Genomic DNA, 18695 nt, shown 5'->3' on the forward strand with positions numbered 1-18695 from the left:
CTCAAGAAGATATATATGAAACCGACAATTCACCGCCAGTCCCCGTTGCACCTGTTCCTCGTGCTGTGGGTCGCGCTTTGCGGATTGCTGTTTGCGCCGCATTCGCAGGCCTCGATGTACGACACCGTTCTCCCTCCCGAACTCAATACCAGCCCCGACCTCTGTGCCTATGCGCCGTGCCGCGATGTTATGCCGTCGGCGCAGAAGTTCTCCGTTCGAAAAGGCATGCCGAGCTATGTTGAGGCGTATGCGGACGAGGCGGGCAAGCAACTGGTCGGTTACGTATTCCTGTCCACCGACGTGGTGGACATTCCCGCCTATTCCGGAAAGCCGGTCATCACGCTGATCGGCATGGACACCAAGGGAATCCTGGTCGGTGTGCGCATCCTCAAGCACTCCGAACCGATTCTCCTGGCCGGTATTCCAGAGTCGGTGCTGACCAAGTTCATCGCGCAATATATCGGCAAGTCGGCCGCGGCCAAGCTGGAGATCGGCCATGGTCAGGACCAGGCCGAACGAGGCGCGGTCGGGCTGGACGCTATCAGCGGCGCGACAGTGACCGCCATCGCCGAGAACCAGGTCATCGCGCAGAGCGCTTATGAAATCGGCAAGCAGGTCGGCATCTTCAAGTACAAGCCGAAGCCGCGCGCGCATTTCACGCCGCTCCGCGAAAAACTCGACTGGAAGGCGCTGGAGAAAGAAGGCAGCGTCCAGCACCTCGTCATCGAAGCCGCCGATGTGGGTACGGGTGACAGCTCCCGGCCTTACATGGACCTGTATTTCGGTTACCTGAACACGCCGACGCTCGGTATCAGCCTGCTCGGCGAGCATGGTTACCAGCGGCTCATGAGCGACCTGAAGGAAGACGAGCATGCGATCTTCGTCATCGCGAACGGACAGGTGTCGTTCAAGGGCTCGGGCTTCGTGCGCGGTGGTATCTATGACCGCATCCAGGTGCGTCAGGATACCGGCACCTTCACCTTCCGCGATACCGATTATCAGAACCTGTACCACCTTGAGCCGTCCGACGCGCCCGGGTACAAGGAGTCGGGCATATTCATCATCCGTTCCGCGAACTTCAACCCGGGATGGCCCTGGCAGCTGACCTTCCTTGCCAACAAGATGGATCAGCAGACCCGCGTCAAGACCTTCGAGCATTTCGACCAGGAGTACTGGCTGCCCGCACGTTACCTGGAAGGCGGCCGCCCCAAGGTCGAGCGCCCGGTGGCGGCCTGGAAGAAAATGTGGATCGCGAAGAAGGTCGAGATTGCATTCTTCGTGCTGTTCCTGGCGGTCACAGCCGGGATGTATGCAGCGCGCGACAAGCTCGTCCGCATGTCCAACCGCAAGCACAAGCCGTGGATCTCGATTCCGCGCCACCTGCTGTGGATCGTCGCGGTCGGTTACGTTGGCCTGTATCTCAAGGCGCAGCCCAGCGTGACGCAGATCATGACCTGGTTCCACTCGGTCATTCATCACTGGAAGTGGGAGCTGTTCCTGTCGGATCCGTTCATCTTCATCTTCTGGTGGTTCATGATTGCGACCGTGTTCATCTGGGGGCGCGGCCTGTTCTGCGGATGGATGTGTCCGTTTGGTTCTCTGCAGCACCTGGCCTTCAAGCTCGGCCAGCTGATCGGCCTGAAGCGCTTCCAGGGACTGTTGCCGAAGAAGCTGCATGACAAGCTGAAGTGGGTAAAGTACGTGGTATTCGTTGTCCTGCTCTTCGTCTCGTTCTACTCGATGGAACTGGCCGAGACGCTCGCCGAGATCGAACCCTTCAAGACGACCTTCCTGGTCGGCGTGTGGAACCGTTCATGGCCGTTCGTGACCTTTGTCATGGTGATCCTCGGCATTTCGATCTTCAGCGAGCGTCCCTACTGCAAATACATCTGCCCGATGGGCGCCGGCCTGGCGATTCCGAGCACCTTGCGTCTGTTCGGCCTCAAGCGCAAGAAGGAATGCGAGACCTGCCACGCCTGTGCGGCCGGCTGCGGTTCGCATGCGATCGATGCGCAAGGCAAGATCGACCAGCGCGAATGCCTGGCCTGCCTCGATTGCATGGTGATGTACTACGACGACCATGCTTGCCCACCGCTGGTCAAGGAGCGCAAGTCGCGCGAGCGCGAAGGCTTGCCGCTCACGCCGATCGACGGCAAGGGCTATTTCATTCCGCTGGAGAGCGTGCGGCGCAATCTGTCGGAAAAAGCCACCGAAATCAAGAGGAAGGCTGGATAAGCATCATGAAAGCCGAGTGTAAGGAAGCAGTCCGGTGTTAGCGTTGTCACGGGTACGAATAGGCAAGACGCTCATCGCCGGAGTGCTGCTGGTAACGGGCTGTGCTGCCTGGAGCGCAGTCCTGCAGGTCAAGCCAGGACAGTCGATCGCCGCCGCGGTGCGCGCCGCGCAGCCCGGCGATACGGTACAGGTCGAACGCGGCACGTATAACGAAAACCTCGTGATCGACAAACGGTTGACGCTGCAAGGCATCAACCGGCCTACCATCAGCGGGCAGTTCCACGACGACGTCATCCGCGTCACGGGCACCGACGTGACGATCCAGGGCATGATCGTGCGCGACAGTGGCATCGATCAGGACAAGCAGAACGCGGGCATCTACATCCAGCCCGGCGCCGACCGTGCCACAGTGCAGGACTGCGAGGTCGTCTACAATCTGTTTGGCATCTGGCTGGAACATTCGGCCGATTCACGCCTCCTGCGGAATGTCATTACGGGACGTCGGGATCTCATGTCGGTGAACCGCGGCAACGGCATCGAGGTCTATAACACCGACCGCTCTCAGGTCATTGATAACAAGATCAGCTACACGCGCGACGGCATTTATGTCGACTGGTCGCGGCACGCCACCTTTCGCGGCAACATCATTCATCATGTGCGCTACGGCACGCACTACATGAACACCAACAACAGCGTCTGGGAAAACAACCAGTCGTATCTCAATCGCGGCGGACTGGCGCTGATGGAGGTGAAAAACCTCATCGTTCGCAACAACGTCGCCTGGGGCAATGCCGATCACGGCATCATGCTGCGCACCATCCAGGATTCCGTCATCGAAAACAATGTCGTGGCAGGCAATGACCGGGGTTTCTTCATCTACGATGCCGAGTTCAATTCAGTCAAGGGCAACCTGGTGATTGGGAACCACACCGGAATCCACCTGGCGGCGGGCGCAAAGAATAATGCGGTCGACGGTAACGATTTCATCGACAACCAGGAACAGGTGAAATTTGTAGCAACGGCGGATACCGAGTGGGGCCGGAGCAAAGGCAATTACTGGAGCAACTACAGCGGGTGGGACCAGAACGGCGACGGCACGGGCGATGTCGCCTATGAAGCCAACGACGTGGTGGACCGCCTCAACTGGCAGTACCCGCTGCTCAAGCTGATACTGAGCAGCCCGTCGATACAGACGCTGCGTTTTGTGGCGCGTCAGTTCCCGGTGCTGCGCGCGCCCAGCATCGTCGACAAGCATCCGCGCATGCACCCGTGGAATCCGGATTGGAGCAAATGGAATGGCAAGCAATCCCATTGAAGTTCAGAACGTCAGCAAGTGGTTCGGCGACGTCCATGCGGTCGACGGCGTCAGTCTGTCCGTCGGAAGAGGGGAGATGTTCGGCCTGATCGGGCACAACGGCGCAGGCAAGAGCACGCTGTTCAAGATGATGCTCGGCCTGATCCCTGCCAGTACCGGCGAGATCCGCGTCAATGGCGCCTTGATCGGTGGACGCGATTTCCGCGAGGTGCGGCGCCGTATCGGCTACCTCCCTGAAAACTTCGTCACCTACGACAACCTCAGCGGTCTGGAAGTGCTGCATCTTTTTGCGGACCTGAAGAAGGTGCCGCGGCGCGAATGCGAGGGAGTGCTGGAGCGCGTCGGACTGAAGGAAGCCGCGAAGCGCCGCGTGCGCGGCTATTCCAAGGGCATGCGGCAGCGGCTCGGTTTTGCGCAGGTGCTGCTGGGTTCGCCCGACCTGATCTTCCTCGATGAGCCGACGAACGGCCTCGATCCCGAAGGCATCCACGATTTTTACCAGGTGCTGCATGACGTGAAGGCACAGGGTTGCACGATCATCATCACCTCGCACATCCTGGCCGAGATCCAGGAACGGGTCGACCGTCTCGTCATCCTGAACTCTGGCCGCATCGCCGCGCAGGGCACGCTGCCGGAATTGCGCGCGCAACTGGTGCTGCCTTCGGTGATCCAGATCCAGCTGCGCTCCGGGCACGAGACGCGCGTGCAGGCGGCGCTGCAGCAGCTCGCCGGGCTCGAACTGAAGATCGACCAGGATTGCGTGCGGGTATCCTGCCTGCCGGGACAGAAGGTCGCTGTCCTCAATATTCTTTCGGCGCTGGCGGATACGGTGCATGACATCGCTATCCATGAGCCGTCGCTGGAAGACCTGTTTCTCGGTTATGGAGGTTTGCATGTCAAGCAGCGTTGATTGGGCGCAGGTGCGCGTCATCGCGAGCAAGGAGTTTCGCGATCGCATCCGCAATCGCTGGGTACTGGCCGTTGCGGTGATCTTTTCGCTGTTCGCGCTCGCGATTGCGTACTTCGGTTCGGCGCAGCAGGGCGCTGTCGGTTTTCGCGGCATCGATGTCACCATCGCGAGCCTCGTGAGCCTGGTGATTTACCTTGTTCCACTGATCGCGCTGATTCTTGGTTACGACGCGATCGTGGGCGAAAAGGAGCGCGGTTCGCTGGAGCTGCTGCTGGCCATGCCGATCACGCGCTTCGAAATCCTGCTCGGGAAGTTCGCCGGGCTGTCGGCGGCACTCGCGAGCTCGACAATACTCGGGTTCGGGGCAGGGGTATTGCTGCTGTCATCCCAACTCGGTATGCGAGACGTGTATCATTACGTCGGTTTTGTGTGTAGCGCAATTTTGATGGGCATGGCTTTCCTGAGCCTGTCGCTGCTGGTGTCGGTTCTCTCGCTTGATCGCATACGCGCAAGCGGCGTGGCCATCGGGCTCTGGTTCTTCTTCGTACTGATTTTCGATCTGCTGTTGATGGGCGGGCTGGTGCTGAGCCAGGGAAATCTCGGCAGCGGCCTGTTCGGCGCATTGCTGATGCTCAATCCCGCGGACGTCTTCCGCCTGCTGAACATCTTCAGCTCGGAGCAGGTGCAGAACATGTACGGACTGGCGACGGTGATGCCGGACAATCTGACCAATCCATCGGTTCTTGTCGGCATCATGCTTGCGTGGATCGTGACACCTTTCATCATTGCGCACTGGAGATTCAAGTGAATTTGGATTTGAGCATCAACAGGAAAAGCTGGCGCGCCGTGTCGTCCCGCTGGATAGTCGGGGGCTTGCTGGTTGCAGCGCTGGGCGCATGCAGCCAGAGCGAGCACAAGGTCGCCGCGCTGGAACCGAAGGATGACACTGCCTGCTCACTGGACGGCATGATCCTCAAGGACTATGCTGGTCCGAAGGCCCAGATTCATTACACCGAAGGTCAGCCGGATTTCTTCTGCGATCTGATGGAGTTGTTCGGCGTAGTGCTCACGCCGGAACAAAAGCGCGCGGTTGCCGCGATCTATGTGCAGGACATGGGCAAGACCGACTGGGATCATCCGCAAGGCAACTGGATCGACGCAAAAACGGCTGTCTACGTGGTTGGCAGCAAGAAGCACGGATCGATGGGGCCGACTTTCGGCTCCTTCTCCAATGAGCAGGACGCAACAGCCTTTGCACAGAAGGAAGGCGGCAAGGTTTTGCGTTTTGAACAGATCACGACCGACATGGTCAGTATGGGCAGCAGCAGCGCTGCACACGACGACGGCATGTCGCATTAGCTGATGGAAATGTATTACGCAGTCCGGCATGTCGCCGTACTGCGCCAGGGAGGATACGCGCTCTCCAAGAGGGTTTTTTTTGTTGTTAATAATAGGAAAGAGGAAACATGAAAGCATCGAAAATTCTACCGTTCCTGATGGTTGCAATGCTGGCAGCTTGCGGCAAGAAGGAAGAAGCACCGGCTCCGGCACCTGCTGAACAAACGCCGCCTGCTGCATCCGCTCCGGCAGCATCGGCACCGGCCGCTGAAACGCCGGCTCCGGCCGCATCCGCACCGGCCGCATCCGCACCGGCTGAAGCTGCTCCCGCAGCATCCGCTCCGGCTGCTTCCGGCGCCGCATCCGCCAGCGCAGCTGCAGGCGGTGGCGATCTCGCCATGGGCGAAAAAGTCTACAACACCACTTGCGTTTCCTGCCACGGCGCAGGCGTGCTCGGCGCACCGAAGTTCGGCGACAAGGCCGCATGGCAGCCGCGCATTGCGCAAGGCAAGGACACGCTGTACAACCACGCGCTGAACGGCTTCAAGATGATGCCTCCGCGCGGCGGCAATGCAGCGCTGAAGGACGACGAAGTGAAGGCGGCAATCGACTACATGGTCAGCAAGGCAAGCTGATCAAGCATGCGCCGGCACATGCACGATGCAGTGCCGGCGTTTTTGGCAGGTCTTGAAGTACTGGATTTACGGTGATGCGTAAGCTTGGTGTGTGGGCGTTTGTGTTGTTGCTGCTTCTTTCATTGCTGGAAGGCTGCAGCAGGAACGACGAGGTTTTTCGCACGCAGGGCCACGTATTCGGCACCCAGGTCCAGATCAGTATCTACGGCAATTCCGAAGAGCGTGCGCAGGAACTGGGCAACGCGGTCCTGAAGGAATTCGACCGGCTTCATCACAAATTCCACGCGTGGCAGCCCAGTCAGCTGACTGCGCTCAATGACGCGATCGCGCGCGGTGAAACCTTCCAGGCAGACGAGGAAATGGTCGATCTGCTGAAATCCGCCACCGTGCTTGCGGAGCAGTCGGACAATCTTTTCAACCCCGCCATCGGCCACCTGATACGGCTGTGGGGATTCCAGAGCAGCGACATCACCGAACACGGGCCGAGCCGCGCGGAGATCAAGCATTGGGTCGACGCCAACCCGCGCATGCGTGACCTGGTCTTTGACGGCACCCGTATCTCGAGCAAGAACAAGGCGGTCATGATCGACCTTGGTGGCTATGCGAAAGGCTATGCGCTCGATCGCGCGGCGCGCATCCTGCGTGATGCGCATGTGAAGGCGGCGCTGGTGAACGTCGGCGGCAACATCATCGCCATCGGCCAGCCGGGCGACCGGCCCTGGCGTGTCGGTATCCGCGATCCGCGCTCGGAGGGCATGATCGCCAGCGTCGCCCTGCACGATAATGAAGCGATCGGCACCAGCGGCGACTACGAACGTTATTTCATGAAGGACGGCAAGCGCCATCCGCATATCATCGATCCGCGCACCGGCGAGACGACCGACGTGGTGGCATCGGTGACCATCCTCATCTCAGGCGGCAAGGACGTCGGCCTGCGCTCCGACGGCAATTCCAAACCCATGTTCGTAGCGGGCCCCGCGCACTGGAAAGAAGTCGCGGATCATCTCGGTCTCAAGGCAGTCATGCTGATCGACGCGAACCACAACGTCGAAGTAACGCCGGCGATGGAACAGCGCCTTGCTGCGAAAGAGTGAGATAGTAGTCGCGGGGAATCCACAAAAACCTCTTTGTCCACGGAAAACACGGAAAACACGAAAGGGAAAGCCTCTTGGCGCAACCACTCGGGCCAGTCTCTGACAGCAGCTTCTATTTCACCTGTCAAAAAACCGACCTCGGCAGCTCGTACTGAGCCAGGAACCCTTTCGTGTTTTTCGTGTTTTCCGTGGACAAATGGTTTTTCCGTTGCGCACCTACGGAAGTAGTTCAGCGCTCTCCGTATAAGCAGAAAAGGAACCCACGACCTGAATAGTCCGTGGATCCAAAGCCCACCCACCGCACCCCATCTACTACTTTCGGCCTATCCCACCCGGCCGCGCCCTAATCCCTTGGCTCTACCACCCTAGCTCGCTTGCCTCGCGCGAGTACCCCTCCGACCAATAGTGTCGTCGGCGCGTCAGACGTAATCTTGTTGCATCTGATCATTCGTCCAAGGAGGTGTGTCGTGGTCGATTCAACCAACAATAACAGGAAGCAGATTTCCGTCCTCGCGAGCAGCACATTTGCCTTTACCGTCTGCTTTGCGATCTGGATGATGTTCGCGGTGCTCGGCATCCCGATCAAGGCCAAGCTCGGCCTCAATGAAACTCAGTTCGGTCTGCTGGCGGCGACGCCGGTGCTGACCGGTTCACTGGTCCGCGTGCCGCTTGGCATCTGGACCGACAGGTTCGGCGGCCGCATCGTGCTGTTCGTGCTCATGCTGTCGACAGTGATTCCGATCTACCTGATCAGCATGGCGACGCAGTACTGGCATTTCCTGCTGCTCGGCCTGTTCGTCGGCATTGCCGGCGGATCCTTCTCGGTGGGCACGCCGTACGTCGCTCGCTGGTTCTCGAATGAGCGCCGCGGCCTCGCCATGGGCATCTTCGGCGCCGGCAACTCTGGTTCAGCACTCACGAAATTCGTCGCTCCTCCCATCATCGCTGCATTCGGCTGGACCATGGTGCCGAAAGTTTATGCGGGCGCGATGCTGGTGACCGCGCTGCTGTTCTGGTTCTTCTCGTACAGCGACAAGTCTCACGTGGTGTCCTCCAATGTGTCCTTTGCCGAACAACTGCACGTGCTGAAGGATCCGCGCGTCTGGCGCTATTGCCAGTACTACTCCGTGGTGTTCGGCGGCTATGTCGCGCTGGCGCTGTGGATGACGAAATACTACGTCTCGGAATACGGTTTCGACATGAAGCTGGCCGCGCTGCTGGCCGCCTGCTTCTCGCTGCCGGGCGGTGTGCTGCGTGCAGTCGGCGGCTGGATCTCTGACAAGCACGGCGCCCAGAAGGTCACTTGGTGGGTGATGTGGGTGTGCTGGGTCGCCTTCTTCCTGCTGTCCTATCCGCAGACGAGCATGACCGTGAAGACCATCAACGGCCCGATGGCAATGAACATCGCCTTGTCGCCCGTGATGTTCACGGTGCTGCTGTTCATCGTCGGTGTGGCCATGGCGATTGGCAAGGCTTCCGTCTTTAAGTTCATTTCCGACGACTTCTCGCACAACATCGGCGCGGTGTCCGGCGTGGTCGGCCTGGCTGGCGGGCTCGGTGGTTTCGTCCTGCCGATCATGTTCGGCGCACTGGTCGACCTGACCGGCATCCGTTCCAGCTCTTTCATGCTGATGTACGGCACCGTGTGCGTGTCCCTGGTGTGGATGCACTACTCGTACAAGCCGCGGCGCAGCGCGCCTGACATGGCCATGCCGCTGGCGAAGGCTGCCTGACCGAATGCAATCGATTATCAATAGGAGAACAATGTGAGCAGATATCTGATCAGCCACTGGGAGCCGGAAACGCCTTCCTTCTGGCTCAGCAAGGGGAAGGCGACAGCCAACCGCAACCTGTGGATTTCGATCCCGGCGTTGCTGCTGGCGTTCGCAGTGTGGATGGTGTGGAGCGTGGTGGTGGTGAACCTGCCGAACATCGGGTTCAAGTACAGCACCAACCAGCTGTTCTGGCTAGCCGCGCTGCCCGGCCTGTCCGGCGCGACCTTGCGCATTTTCTATTCCTTCATGGTGCCGATCTTCGGCGGCCGCAAGTGGACCACGATCTCGACCGCCTCGCTGATGATCCCGGCGGTCGGCATCGGCTACGCGGTGCAGGACATCAACACCAGCTATCCGACCATGCTGATCCTGGCCTTGCTGTGCGGCTTCGGCGGCGGCAACTTCGCGTCCTCGATGGCCAACATCAGCTTCTTCTTCCCGAAGTCGCAGAAGGGCTATGCGCTCGGCATGAACGCCGGCCTCGGCAATCTTGGGGTGTCGGTGGTGCAGTTCGTCGTGCCGCTGGTGATTACGGCGGGTGTCTTCGGCGGCCTTGGCGGTGATCCGCAGTTGCTGAACACCGGCGGCATTACCAAGGAACTGTGGCTGCAAAATGCCGGCTTCGTCTGGGTGCCGTTTATCGCGGTGACGACCGTCGCCGCCTGGTTCGGCATGAATGACCTGGCCTCGGCCAATGCTTCCTTTGCCGAGCAGGCGGTGATCTTCAAGCGCAAGCACAACTGGCTGATGTGCTGGCTTTACCTCGGCACCTTTGGTTCCTTCATCGGCTATTCGGCCGGTTTCCCGCTGTTGATCAAATCGCAATTCCCGAATGTCAATCCGCTGCAGTATGCCTTCCTCGGTCCGCTCGTCGGCGCGCTGGCGCGCGTGGCAGGCGGCTGGATCTCGGACAAGCTCGGTGGTGCGATCGTCACCTTCTGGACCTTCATCGTCATGGCGTTCGCCGTGGTCGGCGTCATCGCCTTCCTGCCGAATGGCGGCGGCACGGGCAGCTTCATCGGCTTCTTCTGGATGTTCATGCTGCTGTTCGCCGGCACGGGCGTGGGCAATGCCTCGACCTTCCGCATGATCCCGGTGATCTTCCTCACCGAGCACCAGCGCGCAGCGGCCGGCAAGGGCCCGGCTGCGGAGGCGCAGGCGATCGCCAGCGGCAACAAGGAAGCGGCTGCCGTGCTTGGCTTCACCTCCGCAGTGGCGGCGTATGGCGCCTTCTTCATCCCGAAGAGCTATGGCACTTCGATCTCGCTGACCGGCGGACCGGAAGCCGCGCTGTGGTGCTTCATTGGCTTTTATGTCACCTGCATCGCCATCACCTGGTGGTTCTACTCGCGCAAGGGCGCTGAAATGCCCTGCTGATCCCCGACAGACGGGCTCCGATAGCGGAGCCCGTTTCGCAAGCAGTTTCAATTTCGCCTAGTTCTTAAGTAGTAGCCCGGCTAGTCACTACGCATGCAATCGCTCAACTTCTTGAGAATATCAAGTCGTGATACATCTCCGTAGACTTCTTACGTAGACAAGCCTCGAAAAACAATGTACTCGACCTCCGGGTACAAGGATGGAGAAACCATGAGTCACTTTCTGGACCGCCTGAAATTTTTCAGCAAGCCGAAGGAAACCTTTTCCAACGGCCACGGCGCGGTAGTACACGAAGACCGCACCTGGGAAAACGCCTATCGCCAGCGCTGGCAGCATGACAAGATCGTGCGTTCGACCCACGGTGTGAACTGCACCGGGTCGTGCAGCTGGAAGGTCTATGTCAAGAACGGCCTGATCACCTGGGAAACCCAGCAGACCGACTATCCGCGCACGCGGCCCGATCTGCCGAACCACGAGCCGCGCGGCTGCCCGCGCGGCGCCAGCTATTCGTGGTACGTGTACTCCGCCCAGCGCGTGAAGTACCCGATGGTGCGTGGCCGCCTGATGAAGATGTGGCGCGAGGCCCGCCAGACCATGTCGCCCATCGAGGCCTGGGAATACATCAGCCAGAACCCGGCACGCGCCGCGCACTACAAGAAGGTGCGCGGGCAGGGCGGTTTCGTGCGCGCCGACTGGGATGACGTGAATGAAATGATCGCTGCGGCGAATGCCTTCACCATCAAGAAATTCGGCCCGGACCGCGTCCTCGGCTTCTCCCCGATTCCCGCGATGTCGATGATCAGCTATGCGGCAGGTACGCGGTACCTGAGCCTGATCGGCGGCGTGGCAATGAGTTTCTATGACTGGTACTGCGACCTTCCGCCGTCCAGCCCGCAAGTGTGGGGCGAGCAGACGGACGTGCCGGAATCGGCCGACTGGTACAACTCCACCTATCTGATGGTGTGGGGCTCCAACATCCCGATGACTCGCACGCCGGATGCGCACTTCTACACCGAAGTCCGCTACAAGGGCACCAAGACCGTCGCTGTCTCCTCCGACTTCGGCGAAATGGCCAAGTTCGGCGACATCTGGCTCGCACCGAAGCAAGGCACCGACGCCGCGCTCGCGATGGCGATGGGCCATGTGATCCTCAAGGAATTCCACGCGACCAACAAGTCGGCCTACTTCCGCGAGTACGCGAAGCAGTACACCGACTTCCCGATGCTCGTACTGCTGAAGGAAAAGAACGGCCATCTGGTGCCGGACTACTTCCTGCGCGCCTCGCATCTCGCCAACAACCTCGACGAGACCAACAACCCCGACTGGAAGACGCTGGTTCTCGATGAAGCCACCGGCAACATCACCGCGCCCGCCGGTTCGATCGGCTTCCGCTGGGGCGAGTCGGGCAAGTGGAACCTGGAACAGATCGAAGGCAAGAGCGGCAAGCCGATCGATCCGCAGCTCTCGCTGATCGACAACCGCGACGACGTAGTGGAAGTCGGCTTCGGCTACTTCGGCGGCAAGGATGCCGACGATGTCCTGCTGCGGAATGTGCCGGTGAAGAAAGTGCAACTGGCCGACGGTACCGTCGCGCTGGTGGCGACCGTGTACGACCTGTCGATGGCGAACTACGGCGTCGACCGCGGCCTGGGCGGCAAGAACGTGGCGCGCGACTACAACGACGACGTGCCGTACACGCCGAAGTGGCAGCAGAAGCACACCGGTGTCAAGCCGGAAGACGTCATCACCGTGGCGCGCGAATTCGCCGACAACGCCGACAAGACGCGTGGCAAGAGCATGGTGATCGTCGGCGCAGCGCTGAACCACTGGTATCACATGGACATGACCTACCGCGGCATCATCAACATGCTGATGATGTGCGGCTGTATCGGTCAATCCGGCGGCGGCTGGTCGCACTATGTGGGCCAGGAAAAACTGCGTCCGCAAACCGGCTGGACCCCGCTCGCTTTCGCGCTCGATTGGCACCGTCCGTCGCGCCAGATGAACTCAACCTCGTTCTTCTACGCGCACACCAGCCAGTGGCGTCACGAGAAGCTGCACACCTCTGAAATCCTCTGCCCGACGGCGGACGGGAAGACAGCGGAGATGTCGCTGCTCGACTTCAATGCCAAGGCCGAACGCATGGGCTGGCTGCCGTCCGCACCGCAGCTGGAAACCAATCCGCTGGAAGTCACCCGCGCAGCGGAAGCGGTAGGCCAGGATCCCGTCAAGTACACGGTCGACAACCTGAAGGCCGGCAAGCTGAACCTGTCCTGCGACGACCCGGACAATCCCGCGAACTTCCCGCGCAACATGTTCGTGTGGCGTTCCAACATTCTCGGCAGCTCGGGCAAGGGCCACGAATACTTCCTGAAATACTTGCTCGGCACGCAGAACGCGCTGATGAGCGAGGAAGGCGGTTCCGTTGTGCCGAAGGACGTGAAGGTGCGTCCGGCCGTCGAAGGCAAGCTCGACCTGCTCGTTGTCCTCGACTTCCGCATGTCGACCACCTGCCTGTACGGCGACATCGTGCTGCCGACCGCGACGTGGTACGAGAAGGACGACATGAATACCTCGGACATGCATCCGTTCATCCACCCGCTGTCCGAAGCGGTGCAGCCGCTGTGGAAGGCGAAGTCCGACTGGGAAATCTACAAGGGCATCGCGCAGAAATTCAGCGAGATCGGTGGCGAATACCTCGGCACGCAGAAGGACCTGGTGCTGACCCCGCTGATGCACGACACCCCCGGCGAACTCGGCCAGCCGTTCGATCCGAAGGATTGGCGTGCAGGCGAATGCGAGGCAATCCCCGGCAAGACCATGCCGGCGATGACGGTGGTGGAACGCAACTACCGTGACGTGTACAAGAAGTACACCTCGATCGGACCCTTGCTGGAAAAAGTTGGCAACGGCGGCAAGGGCATCAGCTGGAAGACCGAGCATGAAGTGGACGTCCTGCGCGGCCTGAACCGCGTGGTGACCGAAGAGGGTGTGTCGAAGGGGCAGCCGCGCCTTGATACCGCCATCGATGCTGCCGAGATGATCCTCTCGCTGGCACCGGAAACCAACGGCCACGTTGCGGTGAAGGCATGGGAAGCGCTGTCGAAGATCACTGGCCGTGAGCATGCCCACCTGGCGTTGCCGCGCGAGCATGACAGCATCCGCTTCCGTGACATCCAGGCGCAGCCGCGCAAGATCATTTCGTCGCCGACCTGGTCCGGCCTCGAGAGCGAAGAGGTGAGCTACAACGCCTGCTACACCAACGTGCATGAGCTGATTCCATGGCGTACCCTGACCGGCCGCCAGCAGTTCTACCAGGACCATCTGTGGATGCGTCAGTTCGGCGAAGGACTGTGCGTGTACAAGCCCGCGATCAACACCAAGACGACCGCACCGATGCTCGGCAAGCGCCCGAACGGCAACAAGGAAATCGCGCTGAACTGGATCACGCCGCACCAGAAGTGGGGCATCCACTCGACCTACTCGGACAATCTGCGCATGCTGACGCTCTCGCGCGGTGGCCCGCACGTGTGGCTGTCGGAAATCGATGCGAAGGAAGCGGGTATCGAGGACAACGACTGGATCGAGGTGTTCAACGTCAATGGCACGCTGACTGCGCGCGCCGTGGTCAGCCAGCGGGTACCGGTCGGCATGACGCTGATGTATCACGCCCAGGAAAAGATCGTGAACGTTCCTGGTGCGGAAACATCCGGCATGCGCGGCGGCATCCACAACTCGGTGACGCGCGTCGTGACCAAGCCGACGCACATGATCGGCGGCTACGCACAGTACTCCTACGGCTTCAACTACTACGGCACCGTAGGTTCGAACCGCGACGAGTTTGTGCTGATCCGCAAGATGAAGAACATCGACTGGCTGGAAGGCCCGCTGAAGGAAAAGGCATAAGAAAACGGTCCCCTCTCCCTTGCAGGGAGAGGGTTAGGGTGGGGGTAGTGAGGCTGAACATCCGTAGAAGTGAATTCAGGCAGTCAACCCCCATCCCAACCTTCCCCCTGCCAGGGGGAAGGAGCCTACAAGGAGCTATGAATGAAAATTAGAGCGCAAATTGGCATGGTGCTGAACCTGGACAAGTGCATTGGTTGCCACACTTGTTCGGTCACCTGCAAGAACGTCTGGACCAGCCGTGACGGTGTCGAATACGCATGGTTCAACAACGTGGAAACCAAGCCGGGCATCGGCTATCCGAAGGAGTGGGAAAACCAGGACAAGTGGAACGGCGGCTGGAAGCGCAATGCTGCCGGCAAGCTGGAACCCCGCCAGGGCAGCCGCCTGAAGATCCTCGCCAACATCTTCGCCAACCCGAACCTGCCGGCCATCGACGACTATTACGAGCCGTTCACCTACGACTACGAGCGCCTGCAGAACGCGCCGCTGTCCGAGACGCCGCCGACCGCACGTCCGATCTCGGTGATCACCGGCAAGAAGATGGACAAGATCGAATGGGGTCCCAACTGGGAAGACGATCTTGGCGGCGAATTCGCCAAGCGCAGCAAGGACAAGCTGTTCGACAACGTGCAGAAGGAAATGTACAGCACGTTCGAAAACACCTTCATGATGTACCTGCCGCGCCTGTGCGAGCACTGCCTGAACCCGGCCTGCGTCGCCTCCTGCCCGTCCGGCTCCGTGTACAAGCGCGAAGACGACGGCATCGTGCTGATCGACCAGGACAAGTGCCGCGGCTGGCGCATGTGCATCTCGGGCTGCCCGTACAAGAAGATTTACTACAACTGGTCCACCGGCAAGGCAGAGAAGTGCACCTTCTGCTTCCCGCGTATCGAAGCCGGTCAGCCGACCGTTTGCTCGGAAACCTGCGTCGGCCGCATCCGTTACCTTGGCGTGATGCTGTACGACGCCGACATGATCGAAGCGGCGGCATCGGTGCCCGATGAGCAGGATCTGTACGAAGCCCAGCTCGGGCTGTTCCTCGATCCGCATGATCCGAAGATCATCGAGGAGGCGCGCAAGCAGGGTATTCCCGACGCATGGCTGGAATCCGCCAAGCGTTCGCCGGTGTACAAGATGGCGATGGAATGGAAGGTCGCCTTCCCGCTGCATCCGGAATACCGCACGCTGCCGATGGTGTGGTACATCCCGCCGCTGTCGCCGATCCAGGCTGCGGCCGAGTCCGGCAAGATGGGCATGAACGGCATCATCCCGGATACCAAGAGCCTGCGCATTCCGGTCAAGTACCTGGCCAACCTGCTCACGGCAGGCAAGGAAGCGCCGGTGGTGCACGCGCTGGACCGCATGCTCGCCATGCGCGCCTACATGCGTGGCAAGTCGGTCGAACGCATTGAGAACCTGGAAGTCCTCAAGCAGGTCGGCCTCGACAAGGCGATGGTGGAAGACATGTACCAGATCATGGCAATCGCCAATTACGAAGACCGCTTCGTGATTCCGTCCAGCCACAAGGAAATGGCCGAAGACAGCTTCAACGAGAAGGGCTCCTGCGGCTTCAGTTTCGGCAATGGCTGCTCGGACGGCATGAGCGAACCGTCGCTGTTTGGCAAGAAGAAGCAAGGTTCGGTGATCTTCGTCGACATGCCGAAGTCGCGCAAGAAGCGCGAGACAGAAGGAGCTTGAAACCAGAAGGCAGGGTGGATTTGCTGAATCCAATCCAGTCCGTCCATCCTGCAGTTCTGTCCGGCGCCCCAATGAAGCGAGCCTGAAAGGAATCACCATGCAACACTACCAAGTCCTGTCGGCACTCCTGCTGTATCCCGAGCAGGCCCTGATCGACAGCCTCGGCGAACTCGAATCGATCCTCGAGAAAACGCCTGCACTGCACGCTCCGCTGCGTCCGCTGTTCGCATATCTGGCGCAGGGAGACCTGATCACGCTGCAGGAAGACTATGTGTCGACTTTCGACCGCAACCCGTCGCATTCGCTGCATCTGTTCGAACATATCCATGGCGAATCGCGCGACCGCGGCCAGGCCATGGTCGACCTGATGGAGGAGTACAAAAAGCACGGACTGGAAATGGTGGGCGACGACCTGCCGGACTATGTGCCGCTTTTCCTCGAATTCCTCTCGCAGCTCGAACAGGACGAAGCGGACCGCCTGTTGTCCGATGCTATCCATGTAATGGCGCACGTCGGACGAAAACTGCGCGCCAACGGCAGTCCGTACGCGGTCGTGTTCGACGTGCTGCAGCTCCTCAGCCCGGTTCAGGCGGAAGAACTGAGCGAGCCGCCGGTGCGCGACATGGACGAAGCGCTGGAAACTTTCGGGCCGGGCGCCGACGGTGTCGAGCCGCTGTTGAAGAAGGCGCAGGGCGGCGTGCAGCCGGTCAATTTCTATCCGAAGGGCACGCGCGGCAGCAATGCGTGCACGGCGGGGTGATCAAACATATCGTGACGGCGCAGCCGACGCAACGATCAAGGAGATAACACAATGAATTATGCCAATCAGTTCTTTTTCGGGATCTACCCGTACATCGCGCTGTCGATCTTTTTCCTCGGCAGCCTGATCCGCTTCGATCGCGAGCAGTACACTTGGAAATCGGATTCGAGCCAGCTGCTCCACCGCGGCAGCCTGCGTCTCGGCAATACGCTGTTCCACATCGGCATCATCGGCCTGTTCTTCGGCCACATGGTCGGCCTGCTGACGCCGGTCGTGGTCTGGGATACTCTCGGCGTGTCGCACGGCGCAAAGCAGATCTTTGCGATGGCCGCCGGCGGCGTCATGGGCTCGATGTGCCTGGTCGGTCTGCTGATCCTGCTGGGCCGCCGCTTCTCGAGCGATCGCCTGCTGCGCGTGACGACTGCCAAGGACAAGGTCCTGCTGGTATGGATCCTCGGCGCCTTGCTGCTCGGCCTGTCGACCATCTTCGTGTCCGCATCGCATACCGACGGCCACATGATGGTGCAGCTGATGACATGGGCGCAGCATGTCATCACCTTGCGCGGTGACGCTGCCTCGTTCATCGAAGACGCGCCCTTGCTGTTCAAGTTGCACCTGTTCATGGGCATGACGCTGTTCGTGATCTTCCCGTTCACGCGCCTCGTGCATGTCTGGAGCGGTTTCGCATCGGTCGGCTACCTGGCCCGTGCTTATCAATTGGTGCGCCCGCGTTAACAGTTTGTTGAAAAGCCACTGTGCTTTTCAACAAACTGCCAAGTAATCAAGGAGTCAATGCCATGAGTATCACCGTCAACGGTATCGAGATCACCGACCGTGCCATCGAAGCAGAATTGCCGCATCATCAGCGCGCGCAGAACCCGCTGAAGCAGAGCGTGAATGAACTGGTTCTGCGCACGGTGCTGGTGCAGGAGGCGGATCGGCTGGGCATCGTTGGCGAGGATGACGATGCGCGCATCGAAACACTGTTCACGCAGGAAGTGCGCGTGCCGGAAGCCAACGAGGAAGCATGCCGCAACTTCTACCGGAATCGCCCGGAGATGTTCACCAGCGGCGAGATTGTGGAGGCACGCCACATCCTGTTCCAGGTAACGCCTACTGTGTCACTGGAGTTCCTGCGCACCACTGCCGAGTCGATCCTCGCGGAACTGCAGGAGCATCCGGAACGCTTTGCCGAACTGGCGAAGATGTATTCCAACTGCCCGTCCAGTAACCTCGGTGGCAACCTCGGGCAACTTACTCGCGGCCAGACCGTGCCGGAATTCGAGAGCTTCGTATTCCGTCTTACCGAAGGTGAAATGGGAAGCCGCCTGCTGGAGACGCGCTTCGGCCTGCATATCGTGCAGGTGATGCGGCGGGTCGAGGGCAAGCTGGCGCCGTATGAAGCGGTGCGCGAAGAAATTGCCGAGAACCTTACGCTCGCCGCATGGCAGCGCGGCGTGCACCAGTACATGCAGATCCTGGTCGGTCGCGCGAAGATCGAAGGCATCACACTCGAAGGCGCAGAGTCGCCGCTAGTACAGTAAATCAGATTCCTCCGGGAGCGGCGCAATGCAGCCGCACCCGGGCGGCACAACGGCTGGCTGCAGCCATCTTTGTTTCCTCTCATTCCGGCGCGCCGCGCTAATACTTAA

The 18695-nt window shown here is 60.2% G+C and carries 14 protein-coding genes; all 14 read left to right on the top strand.

What is annotated here, in order from left to right:
* The first annotated feature begins 15 nt into the window (after window positions 1-15).
* The 14 genes from VJ698_RS06310 to VJ698_RS06375 all read left to right on the top strand — a co-directional run bounded on the left by VJ698_RS06310 (window position 16) and on the right by VJ698_RS06375 (window position 18587).
* Window positions 16-2235, top strand: a complete 2220-nt coding sequence (locus VJ698_RS06310; RefSeq protein WP_324101871.1) for a 4Fe-4S binding protein — start codon at window positions 16-18, stop codon at window positions 2233-2235.
* A 43-nt stretch (window positions 2236-2278) separates the two neighbouring features.
* Window positions 2279-3550: a nitrous oxide reductase family maturation protein NosD gene (locus VJ698_RS06315; protein WP_414691126.1), complete on the top strand. Its 1272-nt coding sequence runs from the start codon at window positions 2279-2281 to the stop codon at window positions 3548-3550.
* Complete coding sequence (locus VJ698_RS06320) at window positions 3531-4460, top strand: ABC transporter ATP-binding protein (RefSeq protein WP_324101872.1); 930 nt, start codon at window positions 3531-3533, stop codon at window positions 4458-4460. The genes VJ698_RS06315 and VJ698_RS06320 overlap by 20 nt, the downstream gene beginning before the upstream one ends.
* Window positions 4444-5268, top strand: coding sequence for an ABC transporter permease (locus VJ698_RS06325; protein WP_324101873.1), 825 nt, complete (start codon window positions 4444-4446; stop codon window positions 5266-5268). Before VJ698_RS06320 ends, VJ698_RS06325 begins: the two co-directional genes overlap by 17 nt.
* A gap of 14 nt (window positions 5269-5282) precedes the next feature.
* Entirely contained in the window at window positions 5283-5819 is a 537-nt protein-coding gene (locus VJ698_RS06330) for a nitrous oxide reductase accessory protein NosL (RefSeq protein ID WP_414691127.1), read from the top strand.
* A gap of 107 nt (window positions 5820-5926) precedes the next feature.
* Entirely contained in the window at window positions 5927-6433 is a 507-nt protein-coding gene (locus VJ698_RS06335) for a c-type cytochrome (protein WP_324101874.1), read from the top strand.
* A 74-nt stretch (window positions 6434-6507) separates the two neighbouring features.
* Complete coding sequence (locus tag VJ698_RS06340; protein ID WP_324101875.1) at window positions 6508-7527, top strand: FAD:protein FMN transferase; 1020 nt, start codon at window positions 6508-6510, stop codon at window positions 7525-7527.
* A gap of 554 nt (window positions 7528-8081) precedes the next feature.
* Complete coding sequence (locus VJ698_RS06345) at window positions 8082-9260, top strand: MFS transporter (protein WP_414691128.1); 1179 nt, start codon at window positions 8082-8084, stop codon at window positions 9258-9260.
* A 33-nt stretch (window positions 9261-9293) separates the two neighbouring features.
* Window positions 9294-10679: a NarK family nitrate/nitrite MFS transporter gene (locus VJ698_RS06350; protein ID WP_324101877.1), complete on the top strand. Its 1386-nt coding sequence runs from the start codon at window positions 9294-9296 to the stop codon at window positions 10677-10679.
* 210 nt (window positions 10680-10889) lie between these two features.
* Window positions 10890-14585 carry a nitrate reductase subunit alpha gene (locus VJ698_RS06355; RefSeq protein WP_324101878.1) on the top strand — a complete coding sequence of 1232 codons (3696 nt, stop codon included), beginning with the start codon at window positions 10890-10892 and terminating at the stop codon, window positions 14583-14585.
* Window positions 14586-14726: 141 nt separating this feature from the next.
* Window positions 14727-16283, top strand: coding sequence for a nitrate reductase subunit beta (narH, locus tag VJ698_RS06360; RefSeq protein ID WP_324101879.1), 1557 nt, complete (start codon window positions 14727-14729; stop codon window positions 16281-16283).
* A 97-nt stretch (window positions 16284-16380) separates the two neighbouring features.
* Window positions 16381-17043 (top strand): nitrate reductase molybdenum cofactor assembly chaperone, encoded by a 663-nt coding sequence (narJ, locus tag VJ698_RS06365; protein WP_324101880.1) that lies wholly within the window; start codon window positions 16381-16383, stop codon window positions 17041-17043.
* A gap of 51 nt (window positions 17044-17094) precedes the next feature.
* Window positions 17095-17778, top strand: a complete 684-nt coding sequence (narI, locus tag VJ698_RS06370; RefSeq protein ID WP_324101881.1) for a respiratory nitrate reductase subunit gamma — start codon at window positions 17095-17097, stop codon at window positions 17776-17778.
* 62 nt (window positions 17779-17840) lie between these two features.
* Window positions 17841-18587: a peptidylprolyl isomerase gene (locus VJ698_RS06375; protein ID WP_324101882.1), complete on the top strand. Its 747-nt coding sequence runs from the start codon at window positions 17841-17843 to the stop codon at window positions 18585-18587.
* Window positions 18588-18695: the final 108 nt, after the last annotated feature.

This window comes from Noviherbaspirillum sp. (genome assembly GCF_035254685.1).
Taxonomy (GTDB): Bacteria; Pseudomonadota; Gammaproteobacteria; order Burkholderiales; family Burkholderiaceae_D; genus Noviherbaspirillum.